Source organism: Mucilaginibacter flavidus (genome assembly GCF_024055575.1).
Classification (GTDB): Bacteria; Bacteroidota; Bacteroidia; order Sphingobacteriales; family Sphingobacteriaceae; genus Mucilaginibacter; species Mucilaginibacter flavidus.
This window is the reverse complement of sequence record NZ_JAMXOE010000010.1, coordinates 61226-86874: the sequence shown is the minus strand read 5'-3', so window position 1 is coordinate 86874 and position 25649 is coordinate 61226. Positions and strand designations below refer to the sequence as shown.

Annotated in this window: 26 protein-coding genes; 13 read left to right on the top strand and 13 right to left on the bottom strand. The window is 43.8% G+C overall.

From position 1 onward, the window contains the following. Positions 1–45: 45 nt before the first annotated feature. On the bottom strand, positions 46–249 hold the full coding sequence (locus NAF19_RS15885; protein ID WP_252791056.1) for a hypothetical protein: 204 nt from the start codon (positions 247–249) through the stop codon (positions 46–48). Positions 250–274: 25 nt separating this feature from the next. Here NAF19_RS15885 and NAF19_RS15880 point away from each other — a divergent pair, with 25 nt between their 5' ends. Continuing rightward, a complete protein-coding gene (locus tag NAF19_RS15880; RefSeq protein ID WP_252791055.1) occupies positions 275–847 on the top strand; it encodes a hypothetical protein in 573 nt (190 codons plus the stop codon). 2 nt (positions 848–849) lie between these two features. On the opposite strand, the gene NAF19_RS15875 is transcribed toward NAF19_RS15880, so the two are convergent. The 5 genes from NAF19_RS15875 to NAF19_RS15855 all read right to left on the bottom strand — a co-directional run bounded on the left by NAF19_RS15875 (position 850) and on the right by NAF19_RS15855 (position 9256). Next, entirely contained in the window at positions 850–2631 is a 1782-nt protein-coding gene (locus NAF19_RS15875; RefSeq protein ID WP_252791054.1) for an outer membrane protein assembly factor BamB family protein, read from the bottom strand. Positions 2632–2714: 83 nt separating this feature from the next. Next, positions 2715–3890 carry a metallophosphoesterase family protein gene (locus NAF19_RS15870; protein ID WP_252791053.1) on the bottom strand — a complete coding sequence of 392 codons (1176 nt, stop codon included), beginning with the start codon at positions 3888–3890 and terminating at the stop codon, positions 2715–2717. Between the two features lie 15 nt (positions 3891–3905). Further along, the gene (locus tag NAF19_RS15865; RefSeq protein ID WP_252791052.1) at positions 3906–4916 is read right to left on the bottom strand and encodes a hypothetical protein; all 1011 of its coding nucleotides are present in this window, start codon (positions 4914–4916) and stop codon (positions 3906–3908) included. Positions 4917–4938: 22 nt separating this feature from the next. Beyond that, entirely contained in the window at positions 4939–6366 is a 1428-nt protein-coding gene (locus NAF19_RS15860) for a hypothetical protein (protein ID WP_252791051.1), read from the bottom strand. 58 nt (positions 6367–6424) lie between these two features. Further along, entirely contained in the window at positions 6425–9256 is a 2832-nt protein-coding gene (locus NAF19_RS15855; RefSeq protein ID WP_252791050.1) for a TonB-dependent receptor, read from the bottom strand. Positions 9257–9543: 287 nt separating this feature from the next. Here NAF19_RS15855 and NAF19_RS15850 point away from each other — a divergent pair, with 287 nt between their 5' ends. Genes NAF19_RS15850 through NAF19_RS15840 form a run of 3 tightly spaced genes read left to right on the top strand, consistent with a single transcriptional unit; the run spans position 9544 to position 10745 of the window. Further along, positions 9544–9861, top strand: a complete 318-nt coding sequence (locus NAF19_RS15850; protein WP_252791049.1) for an ArsR/SmtB family transcription factor — start codon at positions 9544–9546, stop codon at positions 9859–9861. Beyond that, a complete protein-coding gene (locus tag NAF19_RS15845) occupies positions 9854–10327 on the top strand; it encodes an SRPBCC family protein (protein ID WP_252791048.1) in 474 nt (157 codons plus the stop codon). The genes NAF19_RS15850 and NAF19_RS15845 overlap by 8 nt, the downstream gene beginning before the upstream one ends. A gap of 1 nt (position 10328) precedes the next feature. Beyond that, positions 10329–10745 carry an LIC_13387 family protein gene (locus NAF19_RS15840; RefSeq protein ID WP_252791047.1) on the top strand — a complete coding sequence of 139 codons (417 nt, stop codon included), beginning with the start codon at positions 10329–10331 and terminating at the stop codon, positions 10743–10745. A gap of 97 nt (positions 10746–10842) precedes the next feature. Here the strand turns inward: NAF19_RS15840 and NAF19_RS15835 are convergent, their stop codons facing one another. Next, the gene (locus NAF19_RS15835; protein ID WP_252791046.1) at positions 10843–11388 is read right to left on the bottom strand and encodes a hypothetical protein; all 546 of its coding nucleotides are present in this window, start codon (positions 11386–11388) and stop codon (positions 10843–10845) included. Positions 11389–11467: 79 nt separating this feature from the next. Next, positions 11468–12331 (bottom strand): LysR family transcriptional regulator, encoded by an 864-nt coding sequence (locus NAF19_RS15830; protein ID WP_252791045.1) that lies wholly within the window; start codon positions 12329–12331, stop codon positions 11468–11470. Between the two features lie 160 nt (positions 12332–12491). On the opposite strand from NAF19_RS15830, the gene NAF19_RS15825 reads away from it, so the two are divergent. Both NAF19_RS15825 and NAF19_RS15820 read left to right on the top strand, forming a co-directional pair. Continuing rightward, the gene (locus NAF19_RS15825; protein WP_252791044.1) at positions 12492–13106 is read left to right on the top strand and encodes a cysteine hydrolase family protein; all 615 of its coding nucleotides are present in this window, start codon (positions 12492–12494) and stop codon (positions 13104–13106) included. A 53-nt stretch (positions 13107–13159) separates the two neighbouring features. Then, positions 13160–13840, top strand: coding sequence for a M24 family metallopeptidase (locus tag NAF19_RS15820; protein WP_252791043.1), 681 nt, complete (start codon positions 13160–13162; stop codon positions 13838–13840). 140 nt (positions 13841–13980) lie between these two features. Here NAF19_RS15820 and NAF19_RS15815 read toward each other — a convergent pair whose 3' ends face one another. Next, on the bottom strand, positions 13981–14136 hold the full coding sequence (locus tag NAF19_RS15815; RefSeq protein WP_252791042.1) for a lmo0937 family membrane protein: 156 nt from the start codon (positions 14134–14136) through the stop codon (positions 13981–13983). 194 nt (positions 14137–14330) lie between these two features. Between NAF19_RS15815 and NAF19_RS15810 the strand changes: the two genes are divergently transcribed. The 3 genes from NAF19_RS15810 to NAF19_RS15800 are packed head-to-tail and all read left to right on the top strand — an operon-like array spanning position 14331 to position 17192. Beyond that, the gene (locus NAF19_RS15810; RefSeq protein ID WP_252791041.1) at positions 14331–16061 is read left to right on the top strand and encodes an FAD/NAD(P)-binding protein; all 1731 of its coding nucleotides are present in this window, start codon (positions 14331–14333) and stop codon (positions 16059–16061) included. Continuing rightward, entirely contained in the window at positions 16039–16626 is a 588-nt protein-coding gene (locus NAF19_RS15805; RefSeq protein WP_252791040.1) for a DUF1543 domain-containing protein, read from the top strand. The genes NAF19_RS15810 and NAF19_RS15805 overlap by 23 nt, the downstream gene beginning before the upstream one ends. A gap of 14 nt (positions 16627–16640) precedes the next feature. Continuing rightward, positions 16641–17192: a hypothetical protein gene (locus NAF19_RS15800; protein ID WP_252791039.1), complete on the top strand. Its 552-nt coding sequence runs from the start codon at positions 16641–16643 to the stop codon at positions 17190–17192. 60 nt (positions 17193–17252) lie between these two features. Here the strand turns inward: NAF19_RS15800 and NAF19_RS15795 are convergent, their stop codons facing one another. Continuing rightward, the gene (locus NAF19_RS15795) at positions 17253–18074 is read right to left on the bottom strand and encodes an alpha/beta fold hydrolase (RefSeq protein ID WP_252791038.1); all 822 of its coding nucleotides are present in this window, start codon (positions 18072–18074) and stop codon (positions 17253–17255) included. 91 nt (positions 18075–18165) lie between these two features. Here NAF19_RS15795 and NAF19_RS15790 point away from each other — a divergent pair, with 91 nt between their 5' ends. Further along, a complete protein-coding gene (locus tag NAF19_RS15790) occupies positions 18166–18531 on the top strand; it encodes a nuclear transport factor 2 family protein (RefSeq protein ID WP_252791037.1) in 366 nt (121 codons plus the stop codon). Between the two features lie 53 nt (positions 18532–18584). Here the strand turns inward: NAF19_RS15790 and NAF19_RS15785 are convergent, their stop codons facing one another. Both NAF19_RS15785 and cobA read right to left on the bottom strand, forming a co-directional pair. After that, positions 18585–18944, bottom strand: a complete 360-nt coding sequence (locus tag NAF19_RS15785) for a DUF7009 family protein (protein WP_252791036.1) — start codon at positions 18942–18944, stop codon at positions 18585–18587. After that, complete coding sequence (gene cobA, locus NAF19_RS15780) at positions 18941–19684, bottom strand: uroporphyrinogen-III C-methyltransferase (protein WP_252791035.1); 744 nt, start codon at positions 19682–19684, stop codon at positions 18941–18943. The genes NAF19_RS15785 and cobA overlap by 4 nt, the downstream gene beginning before the upstream one ends. A gap of 307 nt (positions 19685–19991) precedes the next feature. On the opposite strand from cobA, the gene nirB reads away from it, so the two are divergent. Continuing rightward, positions 19992–22481 (top strand): nitrite reductase large subunit NirB, encoded by a 2490-nt coding sequence (gene nirB / locus NAF19_RS15775; RefSeq protein WP_252791034.1) that lies wholly within the window; start codon positions 19992–19994, stop codon positions 22479–22481. Between the two features lie 97 nt (positions 22482–22578). Next, positions 22579–22929 carry a nitrite reductase small subunit NirD gene (gene nirD, locus NAF19_RS15770; RefSeq protein WP_252791033.1) on the top strand — a complete coding sequence of 117 codons (351 nt, stop codon included), beginning with the start codon at positions 22579–22581 and terminating at the stop codon, positions 22927–22929. Between the two features lie 7 nt (positions 22930–22936). On the opposite strand, the gene NAF19_RS15765 is transcribed toward nirD, so the two are convergent. Next, a complete protein-coding gene (locus NAF19_RS15765; RefSeq protein ID WP_252791032.1) occupies positions 22937–23572 on the bottom strand; it encodes a Crp/Fnr family transcriptional regulator in 636 nt (211 codons plus the stop codon). A gap of 537 nt (positions 23573–24109) precedes the next feature. Between NAF19_RS15765 and NAF19_RS15760 the strand changes: the two genes are divergently transcribed. After that, positions 24110–25648: an alginate export family protein gene (locus tag NAF19_RS15760; protein ID WP_252791031.1), complete on the top strand. Its 1539-nt coding sequence runs from the start codon at positions 24110–24112 to the stop codon at positions 25646–25648. The last annotated feature ends 1 nt before the right edge of the window (position 25649 follow it).

Genomic DNA, 25649 nt, shown 5'->3' with positions numbered 1-25649 from the left:
ATTGCACAATGCGGCAAACCTGGCTGATAGTATTTTACCCTGCAGTTATTTGGTCAAAAACTCTTCAACAAGCGTCGCGGTTACACCGGTTAACTTATCACCCTTTTTTGCCCCCGATTCTAACGCGCCAAAGAAACCACCATGCACACCTGGCAAAACTATTAGCTGCCCGGTCTGCACCAGGCGCGACATTTGCTGGGTATGTTCAACGGTTAATGAAAATGCTGACCCTCTCCGCAACGAGTACATCAGGATGGGGCTTACGGTCGACTCCGTGGCAAAAGACTCTGCGTATGCGCTTTCTGCAAAGTTTGATTATGTAAGATGGAAGAACGGCGGAATGATGGCCAGCGACCAGTTTTCGTCAGACCAGGACGAAGCAGAGATGAGCCCATCGGAACGGAGGATTAATCAGGTTGTAAAACCGGTACTTGATTCCACCTTTAAATTGGCTTTCAATAACAGGGGACAACTGGTTAAACCATTTTCATATAAAAGCGGCCGCAAAATCCCCACAATGTTTTCTCCGGTCAACTGGGAAGTCTATCAAATCGTTTTTCCTGTGGAAAAGGTTTCTATCGGCGACGAATGGACTAATGAAAGGGAAATTCCGATCGTAGGAGGTAAGCGGGTATCTACATATTATATCGAGAGCATTTTTAATTCTATGATAAAAATAAAAGTTGACGGCAAATTAATTATCAATCCGCAAGTCACTAAGAAATTTTCGGGACGTTATAAAATCGACGAAAAAACAAAGCGGCTCATATCAGCAAAAATTGAAATGGAAGAGAATAGCTTTTTGCAGGGTAGCTTAAAAGCGGTGGTCGATATCCAATCCCAATAAATTTATTCCAACCCATACTCCGCCACGTTGACAACGTAGCTCAAATCAATAGTGTTATCATCCACCCAAATCTGAACAAAACCCGAGCCGGGCGCCTGACTGTATTTTTTCACCCAGGCCGATGCAAGCCCATTCTCATCTTTGCCTAACACAACGTCAACCTGTTTAAAATCAAGGCTTAGCGCGCTGGCCCAGGATATCTTCAACCCCCATAGTTCACCGGTTTTACTGGGGAATGCCGGCTGGTTGCCTTTGTAGGAACGCAGGTCCTCCGGCCCGTATTTTATTCCCAATACAGTATCCGCATAAAAGAAACTGCGGATATCCAGCTGACCATCTTTGTCCTTTTTGAAGATAACCGGGTTATTGGTGGTTACCACAACCTTGCCGCCCTCGTTAAGGTATTTGCGCAGCAGGCTGTTTGCACCATTATCGATAATTTCGGCCGGGAAAACGCTGGTGGCAATAACTACTACCGAGTTAGCCTTAGCGTCACCGTCATTTATCAATTTTACAAATTTGTCTTTATTTAAGAGCGTGTAGCCGTTATCTACCAGAAACGATTTTACCCTCAAATCGGCGCCATACCTCGAACCTGTATTGCCAGGTTCCCAGTAAACGTATTTCCTGGCTTTCTCATGCAATTCGTGGGCCTTACCCGAAGACCGCAATGCATAAAGGGTTCCCTCATCATTACCAAAAAACAACAGGTTACCGGTAATAACCGGCGACGAAAAAATTATACTATAGGTTTGATAAGCGTTTATTTTTCTGCCTGTTTTTAGGTCCAGGCAAAGCAATGCACCCTGGTGGCTGCCTACGTAAATTTTGTCACCGTCAATTACCGGCGACGACCACACCAGCGAGGTATGAAATTTCCATATCTGCTCGCCTGTATTCAGGTTTACTGCCTGCACAAATCGCCCGTCAGAAGTGCCGGTTACTACAAACGAATCTTTAACTGCCACGTGCGATATCACCCACGATACTTCATGATCAACCACCCAAAGCTGCTTACCTGTTTGCTTATCAACTCCGTATAAAAAGCCATCCCGCGCACCTACAATAATTTTGTTGCCTGCAACAACTGGCGCAGCAATAATTGCCCGCCTGTCGAACCCGAAATTTTCATTTTTTAATGCATGACCTTTTATATAAAAGTGCCATAGCTCGGTACCGGTTTGCAGGTTAATGGCAAATAGTGTGCCGTCAGTATCGCCAACATAAACTACCGAACCCGATATCGCCGGCGAACTGCGCACCACCCCACCTGTTTTAAATTTCCAGTTTATGTTACCATTGGTTTTATTGACGTTGTAAACATATCCGTCATTACTGCCTACTACTACCTGGTTGTTTAAAACAGCCGGCGATGAATAGTAATAATCAAAAGCCCAATCGTAAGCCTTTCTTTGCCCCAATGAAGTTTTCCAGGCTAATTTGCCTGTCGTGCCCGCAAGGCAGTACAGGTTTTGACCGTTATCACTAAAAAACACTTGCCCGTTATTATAAACGGCAGATGAATTAATAGCAGCACCTGCCTTAAATGTCCAGTTTGTTTTCCCGGTTTTTTTATCGAGGCTATAAAATATGCCCTTGCTACTGCCGAAATAGACCGCCTGCGGCGAATAAGTGATACTCGACCGGATTGGCGCATTGGCCGAAAACTTCCATGCTAATTCATCAAAAACGTTTGTGGCAGGTGTGCTGGCACGGCAGGCAAAATTATTAAACAGGCAGCCCAGGCATAGCAGCATGAACGCAGACGAAAATTTATTACGCATATCTGGTTGTGATTAATACAAGCCAAGTTATGCTTTAAGTTAGTGGTATGTATCACCCTTGAAGGGGGGATTTTTTAATAGAATTATTCTACCTTTAGCGATACAGTTATACTTTGTCCGAAAACTATCTTTTGATTCGGATCCGCTGGCATAGTATTCCACAAGCACTCACGTACAGTAATATTTTGCGCTTGCGGGTCGAGTGTTATCAATTGAAAAGAAAGTTGCTTTTCATCCTTTGCAGAGAATTTGCCCTTCATTGGGGAGTCTACCCGAAAAACAGGTAATTTAACGTCTTTATCCGGCCCTGTGTAAGTGTAGTATTCGTTCCAGTTGCTGTTGCCATGAAAATACGCTTTTATGTTTGGGTAAATTTTTAAAAACGCCGCAAATCCACGCTGCTCCATGTCGGTAGCGCCATCATCCTTTGCAGCAGTGTACCCATCCTTATAATGTTCTGATACAAGGTCTTCGAATGTATTGTCAGCAGTTATTTTGTATGGCAATTTTGGGTTGGTAAAGTGTTTGGCTTCGCTCGTTGGCTGGTCGTGCGTAAAGACGATTACCGGAGTTTTTCCATTTACCGAATCCAGGTCTTTTGTCATCCAAATGCGCTCCGCAGAGTCGGGCCAAAGCGTGATAAACATTATATGTATGCCTTTTAAATTAAAGGAGTAGTTTACCTTATCCCTGGCATAATCAAAAGTCTGGTTGGTTAGCAGGACAGCCGGCTTCATCATCAGGTTGTATATACTAACCATTGAAGTAGGATCAGTTAGTGGCTGCATTGGCCGTGGAAAACCTATAGCATTTGATATATCATGATTGCCCGGAGCGAGCAATAATTTTGCCGGCAAACCATTATGTCCTTTAACTTTTAGACCTCTGATATAATCATTTTCAAATTGCGTCCATGATGCCGTTGCGGATTGAACCGGTGGCTCCATGCGGTTTGCTATATCACCGGTTTGAACCATAAAATCAATCGGGCCCACAGTGTTTCCGCCATTAACGCCGCCATCTTTCGGAACTTGAACATTAGGCAGGCTGTTAACTTCCTTAATCATAGCTGCATTAACAACAGTACCGGTAACATTGCTATCGCCCCTAAAGGTTTTGCGGCTTATGCCGTAATGGGCGTCGGACGAGAAGACCATATTGATTACTTCCGGTGCAGCAGTTTGGCTGTAACCTGTTTGCAGAGATAAAAAGAAGTTAATACTTATAACTAAACAACATACTATCCTGTGCTTATACATAACCGGGCTTATTAATTATTTTCTTTTATAAAATGAAATCGTAGTCGGGTTTCCGGGGTAGTCTCTTACCTCAGTGGTTGTAAAATAACCGGAACCATCGGCAGCAAAGCCAATACCTTCGCCCTGCGGCTCATTGTTAGCGTAAGGTGCGTGATGTGGCTTCGTTAATAGCCCGGCACTAATGCTTGTTCCGGCCGAAAGTTTCCAGTACCATACAATTTCTTTACTTCTCAGCAGTATTTCCGTCCCATCCGGCGAAATATCCCCACCGGTGGCTTTATTGAATAGTAGTTTCACAACTGGCGTCATTACTGTAACTGCGGAGGTATTTTGTGGGTAACTGGCCACATATATTTTTGATGTGTTGCTTTCTTTACTCGCGATATAAATATCCTTAGTCTGCGGGTCAACCATCAGGGTTTCGGCATTGCGCGGCCCCTCCGGATATTTTAGTTCAATTTTATCAACGGTATCAATGTTTACCACAGGCTTTATCTTACCAGCCAGATCAGGTTCCACGAAACGGTAAATAAATATTGATTTGTATTTTGAATCATTATCGCCGATATCAGCCACGTATACATAACTTTTGCCGGCAACAGGGCCGGGGCCTACAGCAATGTCTTCCCAATCGCGGTTGCTTACCGGTGTTAAGTTTAATGTGCCTTTGTCGGCGCCTGTAACGTCGGTAAGGTAAACCTGGTTTAGGTTGCCACTATCGTTATGAATATACAATATACCGGGATTAAGACGGCTTGCCGCAACACCCGAAATTTCTACAAGGTCAGTACGTGACAGGTTCTTAACTGCCGGTGTACTATTAAATACCGTTATTGTATCAAGCGATAAAGGATCGTAGGTGGGGGTTAAAAATACTACAGGCTGCGTTTTCGCAGGAATGGTATCGGAAGCGTTGTTGCCGACAATACTGCCCTTTTTGCATGAAAATAAGAATAATAGCAAAAAACACAACAACCCGCTTTTAATAAAACTTGCGGTGATATTTTTATAAAAACGGGTTGTCATGTTAATTATGTTTGATTATTGATTAGTGGTGATTACCGGTACCATCTAATTGGAAGCAACCGATGTCTTTTCCCGGAGGGGTTATACCGCTTGAACCGAAGTTATCGCTGAGCGGAATCCCGCTGGTAATAGGTAAAAAGGCGGTAGTTGTACCTTTACCCGCTGCAGGCGAACCTGGTTGCAGGTGAAAATTAAAGCCATCAACAGATGCCTGGTTTGCAAAATTCAGGTTTGGAAGCGGGTAATTAACAAACATAGGATTGTTTTTGCCCACCAGCGAGGTACCGTCATATTTAAAACCAAAAGTATAAGTTGCGCCCAGGAACGATGCCATATTAGGGATATCGGTTGATTGCGGATGAGTAACAACAGCTTGGGCTACGTTAGTCGGCACGATCTGGTTAGCCTGCGCCGTGTTGTCAGCATAAAAGAAATTGTAACCGTACGAAGTTTTGTTGATAGGGCCGTCGGCATGGTTTAATGTGTCAGCAAGGTATACCTTAGCTGTTACGTTATTACCACCGGCTATCCTTACACCAAAGTTACAGTCAACAATAAGGTTATTGTACGCATAAGCGCGTGAGTTGTTTTCTACCTCGATAGAGCCGCTGCGTGCGCCATAAGTACCGGTGTTCCTGAAACCGTCATTCACATAGGTATTATTGTACATGGCTATCTGGGTTTGAATTGAGCCTTTAGCACCATCGTTTGCTGATTTAGTTCCATTGGTTGCGCCACCAATAATTAGGTTGTAAGCCATGTTGCCCTGGGTTCCGCCTTTAGCGTTAAAACCATCACCACCTGTGCCGCCACATTTCTCAAGTGTGTTCCTCATCATATTGATATGGCCACCGTAGAAACGTACGGCATCATCCGGTGAGCCGTATAACCATGAATCCTCAAGAACAAACACGCCGTTAGGATTTTGCCAGTACACAATATACTGATCGCCGGTTGATGGGCCGGTAAAGGGCGGAGCAGCAAGTCCGGCGCCGCCAAAATCAAGATGCGTCCACTTAATTACCAGCAGCGGGCAGGTTACATCGCAATAAATTCCACCCCATCCACCTACGTAAGCAGGGTCGGTAGCGGCCGAAGAATTGCCGGTGGTTTTTGTTTTAGTAGGATCGGAAATTGTTATCGGCGCATCTTTTGTCCCAAGGCTTATAAGCGTTCCTTTAACGATAAAATTTGCAGCATTGGTCATATTAACCTTTACACCTTTTTGTATTAAAAGTGTATCGCCTGCATTGATAATTACGTCGCCCGATACCGTATAAGTTTGGCTGGCAAGCATTGTGCCTTTAATGGCGCCCGATAGTGGCGCAGCGTTACTAACCGGCTTGCCTACTTGCAAAAGGGGCACCGAAATTACTGCTTTATCTTTCTTGCTGCATGACGCAAATGCAAGCAAAGAAAGCAGATAAAAAGCATTTCTTAAGTTTTTCATGTTTAGTGGGGTTGTTAAATTTTAATTGATGTATTATTTGTTGTTTATTGATTGTTTATTAGAACTTGAACCTGAAGCCAAGCAGGTACCTTGAGTAAAATTTATCGTTTTCGATAGTTGCATAGTTAGGGCTATCCTGGATGGGCAGTTTATTATCGCCGCTATAGGCTTTATTTTGTTGCTTTACAACTAACCGGTAGGGTGTATTCAGCAGGTTGTTTACTTTTATGTAGATGATATAATGCTGGCTAAACTCTTTTTGGGCCGAAAGGTCGAGATTGAGTGTGGGGCGTTCCCAGTTATCGAGGTCTTTATAAAGCGAAAGTGTGTTGATCCGTTCACCAGTATAAACAAAGGCAAGTTGGGCATCCAATCCGTTTTTGGTGTTTTTATATAAAAGCGATACGTTGCCTATATGGGCAGCCTGCCCTTGCAGCGGCCTGGGCTGGTTCACAAACGTTTTGTGAAATGTGTTATCTGCCGGGTCGTTGTAATCAAATTCTTTGGTCGAATTGATGAGCGAATGGGTGTAGGTATAATTACCGGATACACCAACGTCGCCAAAAAATTTCCTGAAAACCATTTCCACCCCATAATTATGCGCGGTACCAAAATTGTATGGGCTAAGCGTCAAATCGGCCGAAAAATTTGTCTGCACCAGGGCGTACTCGATAGGGTTCGCTATGTTTTTGTAAAATGCCCCAACCATAAATTGATCAAGCCCACTCGGGAATACCTCGTACCTGAAATCAAAATTGTCGATCACCGAATGCTGCAGCGCGGGGTTACCTTGGGTAGGGAAATTATCCTGCCCAAAGCCGGTGTTATCAAGATAAGGTATCAGATCAGAAAACCCCGGGCGCAGTATCGACCGGAAATAAGACAGGCGCAGCGCCTGGTTTTTGCTCAAACCATATTTAGCATTCAGGCTCGGTAAAAAATCCAGGTAACTGATGTTCGCTGTTTTTCCTGCAATGGTAGCCGGCAGCGACGAATCGTAAACCTGGCTGGTACTCTCTGCCCTCAGGCCAAACAATACATCAAACCTGTCGTTAACAAAATACTTTGCGCCCGCATAACCAGCTTCCACATTTTCGGTAAACGTGTATACGCCAGCGTTGCTCGCTGCATTACCCACAGCATCCGAAGTTGGAATAAATGCAAATTTTGAAGCGGGTATCGAAATATATTTCTGGTAGGTCGAATCCTGGTCGGGCGGAGCGTTCAAATGATAGGTATTGTCAAAATTGTCGCGCGTTTTATGCCTGATCATTCCCCCTAAAAGAAATAAGGTTTTATGGTCGTTTATTTTAGTATCATATTTCAGATTCAGGTAGCCTGATATATCCTTATCTGTATTGTGCGACCATTGGCGACTTTCCGGCCTTACTGCCAGGGGGCCATAAGTAAGCGAGGTAGCTGTTCCTGATGTATTGGGGCTAATTTGCTGCGTAGTTTCAAAAGTTGCCATGTCGGGCAACTCCTGTTTAGCCTGCGAAAAAGCCACCGACCAATTTGCAGTAAATGAATCAGCCAGCTTATTATCGCCATGTAGTATGGCACTATAAATGCTTTGCAGTTGCTTCCTGGTTTGTGTTTGGTAACTTTCCTGGAAGCCCCCGGTATATCCATGGTACGAATAATTGCCTAAAAGCAAATCATCGGTAATCCTCACCCTGTTTTCGTTCAGTTGGGCGTATATACCAAACAAGCTTATCGAGTTATCCTTATTAAATTTATAGTCGATATTTGAAACCAGCCCCAGCCTGTTAGTTAACGACGAGTACTGCCGGTTCAGATAATCCGGAAAAACCTGTGTCATTTCCGCATCCGGGCCATGTGCAGGGCCCAACGTTGCGTTTTCAACCAGCCGGGATGTGTTGTTCCCGGCATAAGTATTTTGATAGCTGCCCGAGAAAATAACACCAAGCTTTTTATTTAAAAACCTGTCGCCTACTGTTAAACTAAAATTGCTGTTGACTGGCGTTTTTGTTGATGAAGTGATCAGGTTTTGATACGGAAAATCGCTAATTGCAGCCGGTACACCGATCCCCAATATCTCCGCAGGAGATTTCGAGTTAACCGTTGAGTTGTTAAAACCCTGGAACGGCCGCATTGAAAACAGCTGGCTGTAACCGGCACCCAAATTTCCCTCAATACGTAATTGGTCGGGCGCGGTTTTCATTACCATATTTATTACCCCGCCCGAAGCATCACCTTCCATATCCGGTGTCAGTGATTTTGATACCTCAATACGCTCTATTAAATCCGAAGGGAATATATCCAGGGGCACATACCGTTGCTTGTTATCCGGGCTCGGTATTTTTACTCCATTTATCAGGGTGGTATTATAGCGTGGGTCCATGCCCCGTATAATGGCAAATTGCCCATCGCCGGTATTGCCGCGTTCCACAGAAACACCCGAAACACGGGCCATTACATTAGCTACTGTAATATCAGGCGAAATAGCAATTGAGTTGGCCGAAACAATGTTCATCACATTATTTGCGCGCTGCTCCGCCCGTTTTGAATACTGGTCAGATTCCTTATTGCTTTTTGCCGTTACCACAACTTCGTTCAAGCTTGAATTTGCAGAAACCATGTAAAAGTTAAGCCTGATATCTGAGCCGGCGCTAACCACCAATGTGGTATCAATAGTCCGGTAACCTATAAAAGAAACCTTAATTCTATAGCTGCCGGGCGTAACATTATTTACCTGGTATTTGCCATTAAGCATGGATGATGCTTTGAAGTTGCCAGGCGACAGGGTTACTGTAGCCCCCACCAGTTGTTCATTAGCGTTTTTATCAAAAATATAGCCTGAAATGGTAGATGCGAAAGAAAAAGAAACGGAAAAGAGGACGAATAAGCAAGTATACGTTAGTTTCATTAAGGGTATTTTCCCCAAAGAAACCGCCCTAATTCTGTGTAAATTCTGAATTAGCGCGCCCCCAATAATTCCTTAACGCAATAATAATCTACCGATAATATTTAGTGGGGACAGGTCTTTAATTGTTAATACCGGCCCATTTAATATTAACATTAAATTAATGGCGATACGGCGAAAAGCACCAAAGTTGACAGCCGATTAATTTTTTAAATTTTCTCTTGCATTTTAAAAAACTATTGGTAAGTTTTCACTAACGGTAAGTTTATACTTACTTTAATTTTTAGTATATGAATAACAGTGAGAGCGCATTTAACGCACTGGGCGACCCTACCCGGAGAATGATTTTTGAAAAACTTCGCGACCGGCCGCTGGCAGTGGTACATATAGCCGAAGGATTACAAGTTAGCCGGCCTGCGGTGTCACAACATTTAAAAGTGTTGCGCGAGGCAAAGCTGATAAGCATAAATCAACAAGGCACAAAAAACATTTATCAAATTAACCAGGAAGGGATTTTAGCCATGCGTAACTATTTAAACAAGTTTTGGGATACAGCGCTGGCCGCATTCAAATTAGCAGCAGAACAAACTGAAAAAGAAAATGAATAATGTAGAAATCGCAACAATAAAAAAGGAGGTTATTGTTGAAGCCTCGCAAGCCACGGCTTTTAAAGTTTTTAGCGAAAAGATGGATTTATGGTGGCCGCGCACACATCATATCGGCAAAGCACCGATGATTGAAATGGTGGTGGAGTCCGGCTTGAACGGTCGCTGGTACACCGGCCATGAAGACGGTAGCGAAGCCAATATTGGCTATGTGTTGAGCTGGGACCCGAATAGCTTTCTCGGTTTGGCCTGGCAAATAAATAGTGAATTTCAGTTCGACCCGGAACTAATGACCGAAGTTGAGGTAAATTTCATTGCTGACGGCCCTAAAAAGACGACGGTAAAATTTGAGCACAGAAACCTCGACAGGCTCGGCAGCGGCGGCAAAACTTTCGAGAGTATGGACGAGGGCTGGGGACTAATTATAAATCTGTATAAAAACGTTACTGAACAAGCCAACACTTTGTAAAATGAAACCAAAAATATTATTGCGTATTGCATCAATACTAATGCTTTTACATACCGCAGGGCACACAATGGGTGCACTTACCTGGAACGATACCCCCAACGCGGCCGTTGCACAAGTTGTTAAAGGAATGGAAACGGTGCATTTTGCATTTATGGGCAGGCAGGTAACGCTGGCTTTGTTTTTTAATGGTTATGGCTTTATAATGATTGGTGTACTATTGCTGATTAGCGCATTGCTATGGTTTTTGTCCGGGGATGCCGCGAACAACTTATTTGGCAGATTTGCAGGGTTACTGAGCGTGTTTTTACTGGCAATGGCCGTTTTAGAATATGTTTACTTTTTTGCGTTTGCTGCGGCATTTTCTGCCCTTGCGGGGGTGTGTACGTTGGCGGCATTATATTTTAGGGACAAGATTTAGTCTCCCGCGCATAGGTTATCATTATTCCCAGTAAACAATTGTTAATTACATATCTGTGGGAGACGAAAAATATTGCGTCTCTACATTGAAAAATTTGTCAATACCACGGCTCCAACCGTTTCAAATCGCGGCTGCTTATCTCCAAAACATCGCGGTCGACATACAACGGTATCCGGGTTATACAACTTATGTTGGTTTCGAGGCTGTTTGAAGAAATATCAAAATCAAACCTGGGATGAACAGCCGACAAAAATTTCACCTCTTTGATATTTTCTGCAAAGCTGAACAAAATGTTTACCATACCGCCAATGCGGTTAGTAACAATATAACGCAGCAGCACCGGGGTGGCGTCATATACATAATTGTACCCACGCGGATCAGTCATATCACGCCCCAATTCCTTTTTCGCTACTTCAATATCATAGTTTTTAATTTGTTCTATTGAGTCGAACTGCCTAAAATCAAGATATGTTTCCGTATCAAAACCCGGGTAAACCGATTTGTTTTCATCTTCCTCATCATCGTTATAAAGCCTGCGGTATTGTGTATAGTGCACTTTGGCCTGCCGTGGGTGTTCGTAAATAAACACAAACTCGGCAAAAAGATGGTCGGTTTTGGTGTAGATCTTTAGGGTTCTGTCCATTGGTAAGGTTTAGAATTGGGTAATTAAATTATGCCCTAAGGTAACAATTGGCAACGTAATTGCAAACGACCAGGCTCCATCAAAACATCTCAATAAACCGGCCCAGCTCTGTCTCGCGTTCCTTTAACCAGAAAAGAATCATCTCCGCCTTTTGCGGCACGTTTCTTAATTCGATCAGTCTTACATTCATATCCATACCTTTCACCGAAGATAAAGGCTCAATAGAAATACCAAGACCGGCCTCAACCAACCGCAATACTCCTGTTGAGTGCGCCGACTCGTGCGCCACATTTGGCTTGAAGCCAAAACCCTGGCACAACTGCAATATGGTAGCCATATAGTTAACACAGGTGGTTGCCTGCGGTAAAATAAACGGTTCGTCTCTTAATATGGATAAGTCTGTTAACTCCTTACCAGCCAGCGGGTGGTTAACAGGCAAAATCAATGCAAAATTTTCGCGGTATAAAACCCTGGAGTTTACCTCAGCCGGGAGGCCGATATTTGGCGCTACACCCATGTCTGATTTCCGTGCCAGCAACATCTCCATTTGCTGGTGGTTAGAGGTTTCCTGGGCAATGGTTTTAAGTTGCGGCCATTTTTGTTTCACCTTAACCAAAAATCCGGGTACCACGGTGTTCATAGCTGAGCTTGAATGTGTAACCCTCACCTCGCCCGCCTCGCCATTATGTAGCCGTGCAGTATGCGTAATTGTTTTGTTCAAATCCTGCAAAATCCTGTCGGCTTCCTTTTTGAAAAACACACCGGCATCTGTTAAAGTAACCGCCCGGTTACTACGGTTAAACAACAGGGCGCCAATCTCGATCTCCAGCAGTTGTATTTGCCTGCTCAGTGCGGGCTGTACAATATTTATTTGTTCAGCAGCTTTCCTGTAATTGAGGGTATCACACAAAATAAGAAAATTTTTCAGCTGCTGAATATCCATATTCAAATCAAAATAAGTTATTAATCAATCAAAATTAAGTATTTTATTTTATCAATAAAAGGGTGTTGCTTTGTTTAAACAAACGGCGAAAGAAATCTATGGCAAATCGGGATAATTTCATTTGGACTTTCGAACGCCGCCCTTAATAACGTTACAAAGAATGGAAAATACAGATAGCAATAAACCAAAAGAATCAACCATCATAACTAAAGCAGCCCGCCCGGCATTAATCCTCGTCGACATTCAACAGGCATTTGACGATATTGAATACTGGGGCGGTCAGCGAAACAACCCGGACGCTGTGTTACGCGCAAGTGAACTTCTACAATTATGGCGGGAGCATGGGCTGCCACTCTTTCACATACAGCACTGCTCATCAACATTAACTTCTCCGCTGCATGAAACAAATCCCGGCAACCGGTTTAATGAAATGGTTACTCCAGCCGAAGGCGAGCCGGTAATACAAAAAAATGTAAACAGTGCCTTCATCGGCACCGATTTAAAAGCCAGGCTTGATGATGCTAAAATAACGACGCTGGTAATTGTTGGGCTAACTACCGACCATTGCGTTTCAACAACTACACGCATGGCAGGCAATTTAGGTTATAAGACCTTTTTGGTCGCCGATGCTACTGCCACCTTCAATAAAAAAGGAATAAACGGGCAAAACTACTCCGCCGAACTCATCCACGAAACTGCACTGGCAAGCCTTAACGATGAGTTTGCCACTGTGGTAAGCAGCGATTTTATAAAACAAAGCATACTGGCAACCTGATAATGAATCATTTAAAATTACTTTTTTAAACCAGACAGACCAACATAAAAGCAATGAACGAAATAAAACAAAAAATGGCTATTGCCGAGCAAAAGGCAAAGGAACTGTTTGCCACGCTCCAGGAACGCGGCCTGATCAGACCGGGAAAACGCGAAGGCGAATTGATTGAGGACGTGGTTAAACTGGCAAAGGAGCTTTTCGGAACTGAAAGCTTTTGGCATAAGAAAATTGTGCGGGCCGGCATCAACACAATGCAGCCTTACAGCGGCAACCCACCCGACCTGGTTATACAGGAAGATGACCTGGTTATAGTTGACTTCGGCCCTATATTTGAAGGTTATGAGGCCGACCTGGGCCGCACCTACATTATGGGTAGCGACCCTTTGAAGCTGAAGTTGCTAAGGGATATTGAAGACGCCTGGTACGAAGCCAAAGCCTGGCATGATGCGCAAAGCTCCCTTACCGGCGCAGAGTTCTTTATTTATTTACACGACCTGGCCCGCAAATACGGCTGGGAATATGTAGGCGACATTGGCGGACATATTGTAGGCCCCTACCCCCACGAGCAATTGGGCGACGGCAACCTTGGCCTGGATATCCATCCCAACAATCACGCCGACATTCTCGGTAAAGACCCGCAGGGCAACGACCGCCACTGGATTTTGGAAATACACTTTGTAGATAAGGCAAAGGGTATCGGCGGATTTTTTGAGCAAATGATAGGATATCGATAGGTTGCTTTATTTGAAATAAAGAACGGCGCTTTGCTTTCACACAGCGTTCTTTACAGCGCTATTACTATAAAATAAGCCCGGCTTGCATTTGCAAACCGGGCTTTATTCTACCTCACTTATCTATCCGGATATTTTTGGGCTTATACAACAGTATCCCGCCTCAAAAATCCCAGGATTAGCGCAATCACTGCTATAACTAATAAAATGTGGATTAAACCGCCTGCTGCATAAGCAAAAGTGCCGATAGCCCATCCTATTATAAGGATGACAGCTACGATGTAAAGTAATGATCTCATAGTTGATGTTTTTAAATGTTTAATAGATGCAATTGGTGATATACAAATGCAATACCAAACAGCATTCTCAACGGTTTTAACCACAGTATAGGTCAAATGCTGTCTCAATTAACAGGAATGAGAACACAATTCTGGACAGATAATTTTATAAACAAAAGTACTCCCCCCGAAGTTATAGGTAAAAAACTAAAAGCTTGAAAAATAAACAGCGTATTGCCATACTGGGTGGGGGGCCCGGCGGCTTGTTCATGTTTAAACGATTGGTAGAATCCGGGAGGACGGAGATCACCATCGACATATTTGAAAAAAAACAACGCCTTGGAGCTGGTATGCCATACAGTGCCGAAGGTGCCAACGACGAGCACATCACCAATGTATCTGGCAACGAAATTCCGTCGCTGGTTACCCCACTGGCCGACTGGATAAAAACCGCACCTAAGGACACGCTCGACAAATTCCATATGGACGGCGGGCGATTTAACGAATATAAAGTTTTACCGCGGCTGTTATTCGGTCAATACCTTACTGCGCAGTTTGATGTGCTGCAAAAGCAGGCAAAAGAGGCCGGAATTGAATTCACGGTGCATTACAAAAGCGAGGTAACTGATATTATCGATTACCCGGCCCAGGAAGTCACTTATGTAGAAATTGGCGAAAAAGACCGGTTTGAGTTTGACAAGGTAATAATCTGTACTGGCCATAATTGGCCGGTTAAACACGAAGGCACGGTGCCCAACTATTTCGATTCGCCATACCCGCCGGTTAAACTTGCGCTAAAGCTTAATCATCCGGTTGCAATTAAGGGGTCATCACTCACCGCTGTAGATGCCATCCGCACACTGGCCCGCCATAACGGAATATTTGACAAGGATAAAAACGGCCGGCTCTTTTATAAGCTTGCTGAAGATAGCCAAAATTTTAAAATGGTATTGCACACCCGTAACGGTATGCTCCCTGCAGTGCGCTTTCATCTGGAAGATTCGCATTTGTCGAACGATAAGTTGCTTACCCGGGAAGAGATAGCAGCACACATAGCCGGTAACAACGGTTTTTTATCATTAGATTATATCTTTGAAAACGACTTTAAGGCGATATTCCGCAATAAAGACCCTGAGTTTTATCAACAGATAAAAGATATGCGGGTTGAGGAGTTTGTAGATTCCATGATGGAACTGCGCGAACGACTGGATGCTTTCCAATTATTAAAGGCAGAATATGCTGAAGCGGAAAAATCAATCAGGCGACGGGAGTCAGTCTACTGGAAAGAAATGCTGGGTGTGTTGAGTTTCGCTTTAAATTACCCGGCGAAACACTTATCTGCTGAGGATATGCAGCGGCTGCAAAAATCATTAATTCCATTAATTTCTATAGTGATCGCCTATATCCCCCAAAGCTCCAGCGAGGAATTAATGGCCCTGCACCAGGAGGGGGTACTTGAGCTTATTCAGGTGGGCGAGGATAGCAGCGTAACGGCTGAAGAAAAAGGCGGCGCCACTTATCATTATTCAGACGAAACCGGGCAAAATCAATCTGTTTACTTTAATACCTTTGTTGATTGCGTGGGGCAGCCTCATCTGTCGTTCGAAGAGTTCCCGTTTAAAGGGCTTATCAGCAAAGATACCGTTAGCCCGGCGCGCCTGAAATTTAAATCGGCCGATGAAGGCCGTAAAGCCATGGCCGATGGAAAGGATGTGTTATTGGTTATCGACGGGGCATATTATTTAAACGTACCCGGTATAACCATCAATGACAACTTCCAGGTTGTCGACAGGTACGGCGCTTTTAACAACCGTGTGTACATAATGGCCGTGCCATACATAGGGGGTTACAACCCTGATTATTCGGGTCTTGATTTTTGCGAAGAAGCATCGGCTACCATTGCTAAAACACTATTACCACTTAATGAATCATCAACAGCCGCCTGAATATAAATTGTACATGTTGTTGCTGGGCTCAAAAGCACCAAACAGGAATGTAGAGCAACATGATTATTTTTTTGGTATTGCCGGGAGTTTAAAAGACCTTGTACCCTCAATACGCGCTTTCTGGCCTGAAGCAGGAAACAGCATTCACCTGGATGGGTGGCGCGAAATAACCCAGGTAGGTGGCTACTCGGTTAAAGTAGTTTTGAAGCAGGAGAACCTCGCAGTATCGCAGAAAAAGCTATTCTTTATCAACCTGGGCGGGTACCAATCGGGCAAACTGGAGGAACAGCACTATACTGTTTTGAGCGTTCACGAAGACCGGGCCCATGCAATTCAGCATGCAAAGAAAACGGTATTCTTTAAAACTAACACTATTAAAGGTGCCGGCTCACATATCGATGAGAAGTACGGCATTGATGTTGACGACATTTACCGTGTGGAAGATATACTGGCACCTGGTTTAAAAGAAAATTACAATATTTTGCTAACACCCGCTATGGGTTTGGAGGAAGACCGGATTCATCTTGGTTATTTTAAACTGGATAAAATTGAAAACGCCGGTTAAATATTAAAAAAGATATGACCAATCGCACAAAAGAACCGGCTGAGCTACTCACGCAGTGGGTTGCAAAAAAACATAATGGGCAAACGAAGAAATATACCGGTGACCCTTATTTTATTCACCTGGAGACTGTGGCAGTAATGGCGAGGCCAGCCACCCTTATGGGCTACGAAATCGGCCTCTGCCATGATATTTTAGAGGACACTGCGGTTACCCATAATGAACTATTCGAGGCCCTGCTGGGGTTTGGGTACAACGATATGGAGGCAAATTATATTACAGTACGCGTTGTTGAACTTACCGATATTTTCAAATCGTCCGCATATCCAGGTTTAAGCCGGATAGAACGTAAAGAAAAAGAAGCACGTCGATTGATGACCATTAGCCCCGGCGCACAAACGGTTAAATATTGCGACCTGATTGATAACATGCCATTGGTGATAAAGTACGACCAGGAGCACGCAATAGAATATCTTAGAAAAAAGAAATTACTGCTTAAAGGAATGGTTGACGGAGATAAGAGTTTGTGGAAAATGGCGATAGAGATTATTGAGAAAGGCTTGTTATAGGTAAGCTGTTTAGTTGTTTTAGTAGCACACTTATTTTTAGCTGCGTTCCGTCAACTCAGGTTAGTGCCTAAACCACCCCTTTAACTCATTTGCTATCTCCATAGGCGCATCTATGTCAGGCCCGCTATGCCTGGCGCCTTCAATTTGTATTATTTTGCTATTGGGCAGTTCACCTGCAAGCATAGCTGTTTGTATCGCAAGCTGCGGGGGGCTTTTACTGCCATTTAAGAACAATGTGGGGACTTTGATGGCGCTGTATTTAGGATAACTATTGTCGGCATTGTGTACAGCAATAATTTCAGCGGGAGCTGTTTCAAGCAGCAAGCACAGGTAGGACCATATTGGGTAACGGCTCATGGCAAGCGCAAAATCAGGCAACTGATTTTCGGGGATGGTGCCGTTACTCACAACATTCATTATACCGGCAAATGCTTTTTTATAGTCCTGAACCATCAAAGCCGCTTCGATTTCGGGCAATGTATTTATTGGGATAGAGTTTTTGATCGATATTGCGGGTTCATAAACCGCCAGCTTTTGCAGGGTGTAATTATTTAAAGCAACTTCCAATGCCACAGTGCCGCCATAGCTATGCCCAAATAATAATGATGAACCTGTCTCTTTTAATACGGCGGTAACATCGGCAACTTCCTTTTCAAAAGAGTAATCATTACCCTGCGGCCCGCTGTTGCCCCTACCACGCCGGTTAACAATATTAACCGTAAACGTATCTGCTAAACATTCGCCAAGCACTTCGTAATCAGCAGCTGAGCGTAATGATCCATGAACTACAACCAACCCGGGACCACTGCCAAGGCTATAATACCCAATTTCCGCCCCGTCGACCGACTTTACACTACCTTTTCGAAACTTTAAATTTTCCATTCGCTTTCAGCGCCAAAAGTTAGCATAAAAAAGCATCATCGTTATATATATAAATTTCCTTTTCTTTATGTATTCATATATGTAAATGCCGATGACGACACCCGACAATTTTTACCAGGATTTTGCCAGCGAATGGGTGGCTGCATGGAACAGCCATAACCTTAATGTGATTATGAGCCACTATGCCGATGTGATAGAATTTTATTCGCCGCTTATTGTGAAGCTAAATATCAACCCGGAAGGCCGGATAACCGATAAGCAAACTTTAAAGGAATATTTCACCAAAGGACTGGCTGCCTACCCGGATCTGGAGTTTAAATTACACCACGTGCTGGTGGGGCACGGTTCGATTGTTTTGTATTATGAAAGCGTGAACAATACCATGAGCGCCGAATTCATGCAGTTTAACGCCGACGGTAAAATCACCGCTGTCAGAGCCCACTATTCCGGCAAATAGTCAAACGATAACAAGGAGTCTTTTTGCACGATAAATAATTCATTATCGCAATTTTATACTTTACTGAATTTCGCCAAGGGGTTTGGATAATTATCACTCTGGTCCTCTGCTACCTCGTCCAAACATTTAAAATCCTTTTCAACTAATAGATTCAGCCCGTTGGCGTTCCATTCGAAGCCTACCCTATCAGTTACATACCATTCCTGCGCCATCGTTTTAGGCATAAATACCGTTATTTTATTGCCTTCAAAAATCGCTGATAAATTATTAAGCCGGTTTTGCTGAAGCGCATATTCAAGCGTTTGCATTCCAAAATCGGTTGTTTCTGCGATATATCCGTCTGTTAAAAATTTGTCCACATCACTCCTCGTGAGCCTGTACCGCAGCGAGTTTCCTTTTATCCTGATTTTCATTGTTCTGTTTTTAATTCGTATAAGTTGGTTACTTCTCCTATTATAATAATTGCAGGGTAGGTTAAATGCTTACTTTCAGCCATTTCCGGCAAATCTTTAACAAGCCCCCGCACCGATTTTTGGTTTGGAAGCGAAGCGTGTTGAATAATTGCGGCAGGGAAATTGCCGTTTCCGGACTCAATATAAGTTTGTGCTATATCCTGCAATTTTTTCATTCCCATATAAATCACAACGGTTGCTTTACTTTGTATGGCCAGCTTCAGGTCGGCCGACAAGGCGCCGTCTTTTTTTGTCCCTGTAACTATCCATATCCCTTCACTAACCGAGCGGTGTGTAAGCGGTATATCTTCCAACCCAACTGCCTGCATACTGCTGATACCGGGGATAAACTGTGTTTTAATGCCTAAACTCCGTGCATAAATAATCTCCTCATATCCCCGCCCAAATATAAAAGGGTCGCCACCCTTCAACCTCACTACCCTGCCTTTTGCAAAAGCGTAATGAGCTATCATTTCGTGTATAGCTTCTTGCGTAGTATACTCGCCGTAAGGCTGCTTACCTACATATATCGTTTCGCAGTCGGCTTTGGTGAGGCTTAATAGCTCTTTATTGGCCAGGTTGTCGTAAAGCACCACATCGGCCTGCCGTAATATGCGCTGACCTTTAACAGTTATCAATTCCGGATCACCGGGACCTGCGCCCATTACAATCAACTCAGGAACTATGGGATTATCGGCCATTTTTTTAGTTAAAAGTCAAAAATTAAATAAATAAAGCTTTTGTATTAATTATATAAAGCTATTTTTTATAGTTGATATCAAATTTCGGATTAATAACTGATTTTTTTAATAAAAATTTGATAAAAATTGCGTTTTATATTGATAAAATATTGTCAAAATCATAAAAATTAAGAAAAAAATCAAAATTTAACAGTAACTATTGTTATTTCAATCAGATAAATGGTTATAATTGTTACTATAAATGCATTTGGTCGCAAATTAGATGTGTTTATGTTAGAAAATTGCTTTAACATTTAAAAGATCTGTTATGTCAAAACCAACCATTATAGTTGTTGGCAACGGTATGGTGGGATACAAGTTTTGCGAGAAACTGGTAGCTAAATCGTCAGCCTTTAATATTATTGTTTTTGGCGAAGAACCGCGCCGCGCCTATGATCGTGTTCACCTGAGCGAATATTTTGCCGGTAAATCCGCAGACGACTTATCCATGTCATCCGCATCATGGTATACCGACAACAACATTCAACTGCACCTCGACGATCCCATCCAGGAAATAAATCGAGTCAATAAAACTATCCACTCTTTAAAAGGTGTGACCCTTGGATATGATTACCTGGTACTGGCCACCGGCTCGTCGGCCTTTGTGCCCGACATTCCGGGCATCGAAAAAGGAGGCGTATTTGTTTATCGCACCATCGAAGATCTCGAGCTAATAAAAGCTTATGCTATCAATGCTAAAAATGGAGCGGTAATGGGTGGCGGACTTTTGGGCCTCGAAGCAGCTAAGGCATTAATTGACCTTGGCATCAAACAAACACACGTAATTGAATTCGCTCCTCGCTTAATGCCCCGGCAAATTGACGCTGCGGGCAGCGCAATGCTGCAGTCGAAGTTGAGCGCCCTGGGCTTAAACATCCACTTAAATAAAAGCACTGCCTGCATTGCCGGCGACCATAAAATAGAAGCGCTCCAATTTAATGACGATACGCTATTGGCTGTAGACATGCTGGTGATATCGGCGGGCATCCGCCCTCGTGATGAACTGGCAAAGCTGGCCGGCCTACAGGTAGGCACCCGTGGCGGCATTATGGTGAACGGACGCATGCAAACCAGCGACAACTCCATTTTTGCAATAGGCGAATGCGCGCTGTTTGACAATGTGATTTATGGACTTGTTGCCCCCGGCTATGAAATGGCCGAAGTGGTAGTCGCGCAATTAATGGGCGCCGACAAGACCTTCCATAGCTTCGACATGAGTACCAAGCTAAAGCTGATAGGTGTAGATGTGGCCAGTCTTGGCGATGCCTTTATTACCGAACCGGCTTGCCGCACTATTGTATTTGAGGATACACATAAGGGTGTTTACAAACGGATCAATATCAGCAATGATGGCAAACTGCTTTTGGGCGGCATCCTGGTTGGCGATGCCGATGCCTATAACATGCTGCTGCAAACAGTAAATAATAAAATCGCCCTGCCGCCTAACCCCGAAGATATGATACTGGGATTGCGCGGTGGCGAACAAAGCGAGGGTGCCGGCGTGATGAGTTTGCCCGATGATGCATTAATATGCTCGTGCGAGGCAGTGAGCAAAGGCACTATCTGTGGCGTGGTTAACGATGGCGCAACGAGTTTGGATACCATAAAGAAATGCACAAAAGCCGGCACAGGCTGCGGTGGCTGCATGCCGATGGTGAAAGATTTGCTGGCTGGCACCATGAAAGCCAACGGCCAGTACATTAAAAACGTGGTGTGCGAGCACTTCGATTACGCGCGACAGGAATTGTATGACCTGGTGAAGATCAACAAACTAAAAAACTACGACCTTGTGCTCGATCATTTCGGCAAGGGTGATGGCTGCGAAACGTGCAAACCATTGGTGGCCAGCATCCTCTCCAGCTTATGGAACGACCTGATTGTTAAGCAGGATACCATCCAGGATAGCAATGACCGCTACCTGGCCAATATTCAAAAGGGTGGCACTTATTCAGTAGTGCCGCGGATACCAGGCGGCGAAATTACACCTGAAAAATTAATAACAATAGGCCAGGTAGCCCAGAAATACGGGCTTTACACTAAAATAACCGGCGGCCAGCGTATCGACCTGTTCGGCGCACACGTAAGCGACCTGCCGCTGATTTGGGAAGAGCTGATTGATGCCGGCTTTGAAAGCGGCCATGCTTATGGCAAGGCCCTGCGTACGGTTAAAAGCTGCGTGGGCAGTACCTGGTGCAGGTTCGGCCTGCATGATAGCGTATCATTTGCAATTGAGATAGAGGAACGATATAAGGGACTGCGATCTCCGCATAAACTAAAAGGCGGGGTAAGTGGCTGCATCCGCGAATGCGCCGAAGCCCAAAGTAAGGATTTTGGCATTATAGCTACAGAAAAAGGCTGGAACCTTTACATATGCGGCAACGGCGGCTCTAAGCCACAGCACGCACAACTATTAGCAGCCGACATAGACAATAAAATACTGATCAAATACCTCGACCGCTTCCTGATGTTTTATATTAAAACCGCCGACCCGCTTACACGTACTGCTACGTGGTTAAATAAAATGGAAGGCGGCATGAGCTACCTGAAAAATGTAATAATAAATGACAGCTTGGGCATAGCGGAGCAGTTGGAAGAAGAAATGCAATTGCTGGTTGACAGCTTCCATTGTGAATGGAAAGAAGTTGTAAACAATCCGGCACTACGCAGCCGTTTTACCCACTTCGTAAACGCACCCGGCGAAAAAGACCCTACAGTAAAGTTTGAGGGAATGCGCGAACAGGTAAAAGCCGTGTGGTAAGAGGAGTCCGGAAGTTGAATTTATGTAACAGTTATAAAAAGCTAAATCTTCCGAATTTCCCGACCTATGCGGACTTTCGGACTAAAAATAAAAAATTATGGAAACAATAATAGATATAGAATGGGTACTGGCGTGTTACGTTGATGATGTACCCGAAAATGGCGGCGTTTGCATGAAGCATGGCCACGAGCAAATTGCGATATACAATTTCAGCAGGCGCGGTGAATGGTATGCCACGCAAAACCTATGCCCGCATAAACAACAAATGTCGTTATCGCGTGGAATGATAGGAAGCGCCGGCGATGCTTGCGAACCCAAGGTAGCCTGTCCGTTTCATAAAAAAACGTTCTCACTGCTAAGCGGCGAGTGCCTAAGCGGCGATGATTACAAAATAAAAACATACCCGGTTAGGGTTACTGATGGAATGGTGTACGTTGGCGTGGCATAAGTTAAGATCACTTATTATGTTGCCGCAAAGCAGCAAGGGCATCGGGATTATTAATAGCAATACTTTTTCCCGATAGCCTGATACTCTGCTCCTGCACCAATTCATTGATAACCCTGAAAACGGTTTCGTAAGTAGCACCGGCGAATGATGCCAGGTCCTGGCGACTCAGGGTAATATTAATAAAACCGTCGGTGGTTGTTCCGAATTGCTTCTGTAGTTTTATCAATGCGCCGGCAACCCGGCCCTTAACAGACATGTGCGCGAGGTCGCGCATGCGGCGTTCAGATTTACGCAGTTCGCTGGCAAAGAAATTAACCAGTTGGTAGGTAAGTTCACCATTTACCTTTAATGTACTTTCAAAAAATTTCATGCTCACGTAGCAGACCACTGACGGCTCAAGCGCCGCTGCCGAAATAGGATAATTAAGATTTGGCCCTATGCCGCGATGACCTAAAATGGCGCCGTTTTCGGCAAAGCGGATTATCAGCTCCTTATCATCGTCCCATTGTTTGTATACTTTAATAACGCCGCTATACACAAAATAGATACCACTAACCGGATCTCCTTCATTAAATAACACCTCCCCTTTTTTTAATTTGATATTGATTTTATTGGCGCAAATAGCAGGATGCCATTCTTCCATGCAATTTTTACACATAAAACACGTGCGGGCATCGCAAAGGGGACTATTTTTCTTAATATTTTTAACTTCTTTCAATTTTTTATATCACTTATAGAATAAAAGTAATTTTTACAGGAACAAAATCAAATAACGCACCGTTATTTTCAAACAAATATGGAATAAATCATCAAATAATTGAATTTAATCTTTAAGTTTTTAAAAATAAATGATTTAAATAAGACTATTTAGATTAAAAAAATTATTAAAATGGAATTATTGAGTGTTTTAAATAATTTATTGTTAATTTTTTATTAAAAAAACACTACTATCTAATATTAATCATAAAAAAACTCGAAATTTGATTTTTATTTCGATGTTTTTATTAAAATGGCTATATTTATGGAAATAAAACATGTATTAGTTACCTAATTAATAAAATAACTAACAATGACAGAGAAATAAGAATTATCACTCAAAAAAAAGCCCCGCCGGGAGGTCGCATTCCCGGGCAGGGTTATCAGTTTTCAATTGCTTTAACAAATTAAAAAACCTTACCAAATGTACAAAAATGTATTTAAACAATGCAGGGTTGTTCTTTTTGTGTCGTGCTTCAGCCTGGCCGCGCTTACGGCCAGGGCGCAATTAACAATCACCGGGCAGCTACGCCCCCGGGGCGAATTGCGCGACGGTTACGTCACACTGCAAACCCTCGGTAACAAAGATGCCGCCTTTATTTCCCAGCGAACGCGGCTGACGCTCAACTATAAGTGGAGCCACCTTATTTTTCAAACTTCTATCCAGGATGTGCGGCTTTGGGGGCAGGATGCTTCCACTATAACTGTAAACGATGGCAGCCGTTTAAGTTTGCACGAAGCCTGGGCCGAAATTATCCTCTCTAACAAAAAAGACACTTCCTTTAAAAAATCGCCGTTCGATTATTTCGCCATTAAAATAGGCCGCCAGGAAATTACCTACGACGATGAGCACCTGCTGGGCCCGTCGGACTGGCTGCAGCAAGCCCGCCGCCATGATGCCATTGTACTAAAACTTATTCAAAGCGGCTGGCTAGTTGATTTAGGCGGCGCTTTTAATCAAAATAGCGACGCAATAAATTACAACGGCACCTATTATACACCAGCCAATGTGCCTGCTACAGTAAAAGATAGTAAAGGCAATTTGGTCAACACGCCGGCCGGGATGATTCCATTGATCAATGGATCAGGCATTAGTGTTAAAAACGGCAACCTGGCGTTGTTAAACCCACCCGGTACAAACGGGCTGAACCAGGATTATAAAGCATTACAGTATTTATACTTTGCAAAAAAATTCAACAAAACTAAAATATCTGGCCTGTTCCTAACCGATCAGTTTGGCAAACACGCGCTCGATTCAGTTAAAAATACCGCCGGCGCCGATGTTGGCTATGTATATGGCTATCGCTATAACCAACCGGGTGTAAATCTGCGTTACACAACAGGGCTGCTCGTTAACCCCGTATTTGGCGATAAAAACCAGTTTGCCTTAACCGGCGGTTACTACTACCAGGGCGGACATGATAAGGATGGCCTGGCGCTTGATGCTTCCATGCTCACCTTCTCGGCTGCTTATAGCCCAGGTAGCCTCGCGTACACAATAGGTTGGGACTACCTATCCGGCAACGATGCCTTTTCTTCATCCAAAACCAGTCATCGTTTCGATCCGCTGTATGGCACGCCGCACAAATTTTGGGGCTTGATGGATTACTTTTATGCAGGCAGCGGGTCGCCAACTGGCGGACTGAGTAACCCTTATCTTAAAATAAAATACACATCGAACAACAAACGGTTCAGTACCGAACTGTCTAACCACTATTTTATGCTGGCTAACAATCAAAAAGATTTGACCGGCAACGCAGTTAGCAAATACCTCGGCACCGAATTCGACCTAACTACAGGCTATAAGCTTAACAAGTTTACACAGGCTACGTTGGGTCTGTCGTACATGTCGGCTACACAAAGTATGGAGTATGCGAAAAATATAAGTCCGGGCACTGCACATCTTAACCCTGTTTGGGCATATCTCCAACTCAATATCACCCCAGAATTTCTAAATAAATAAT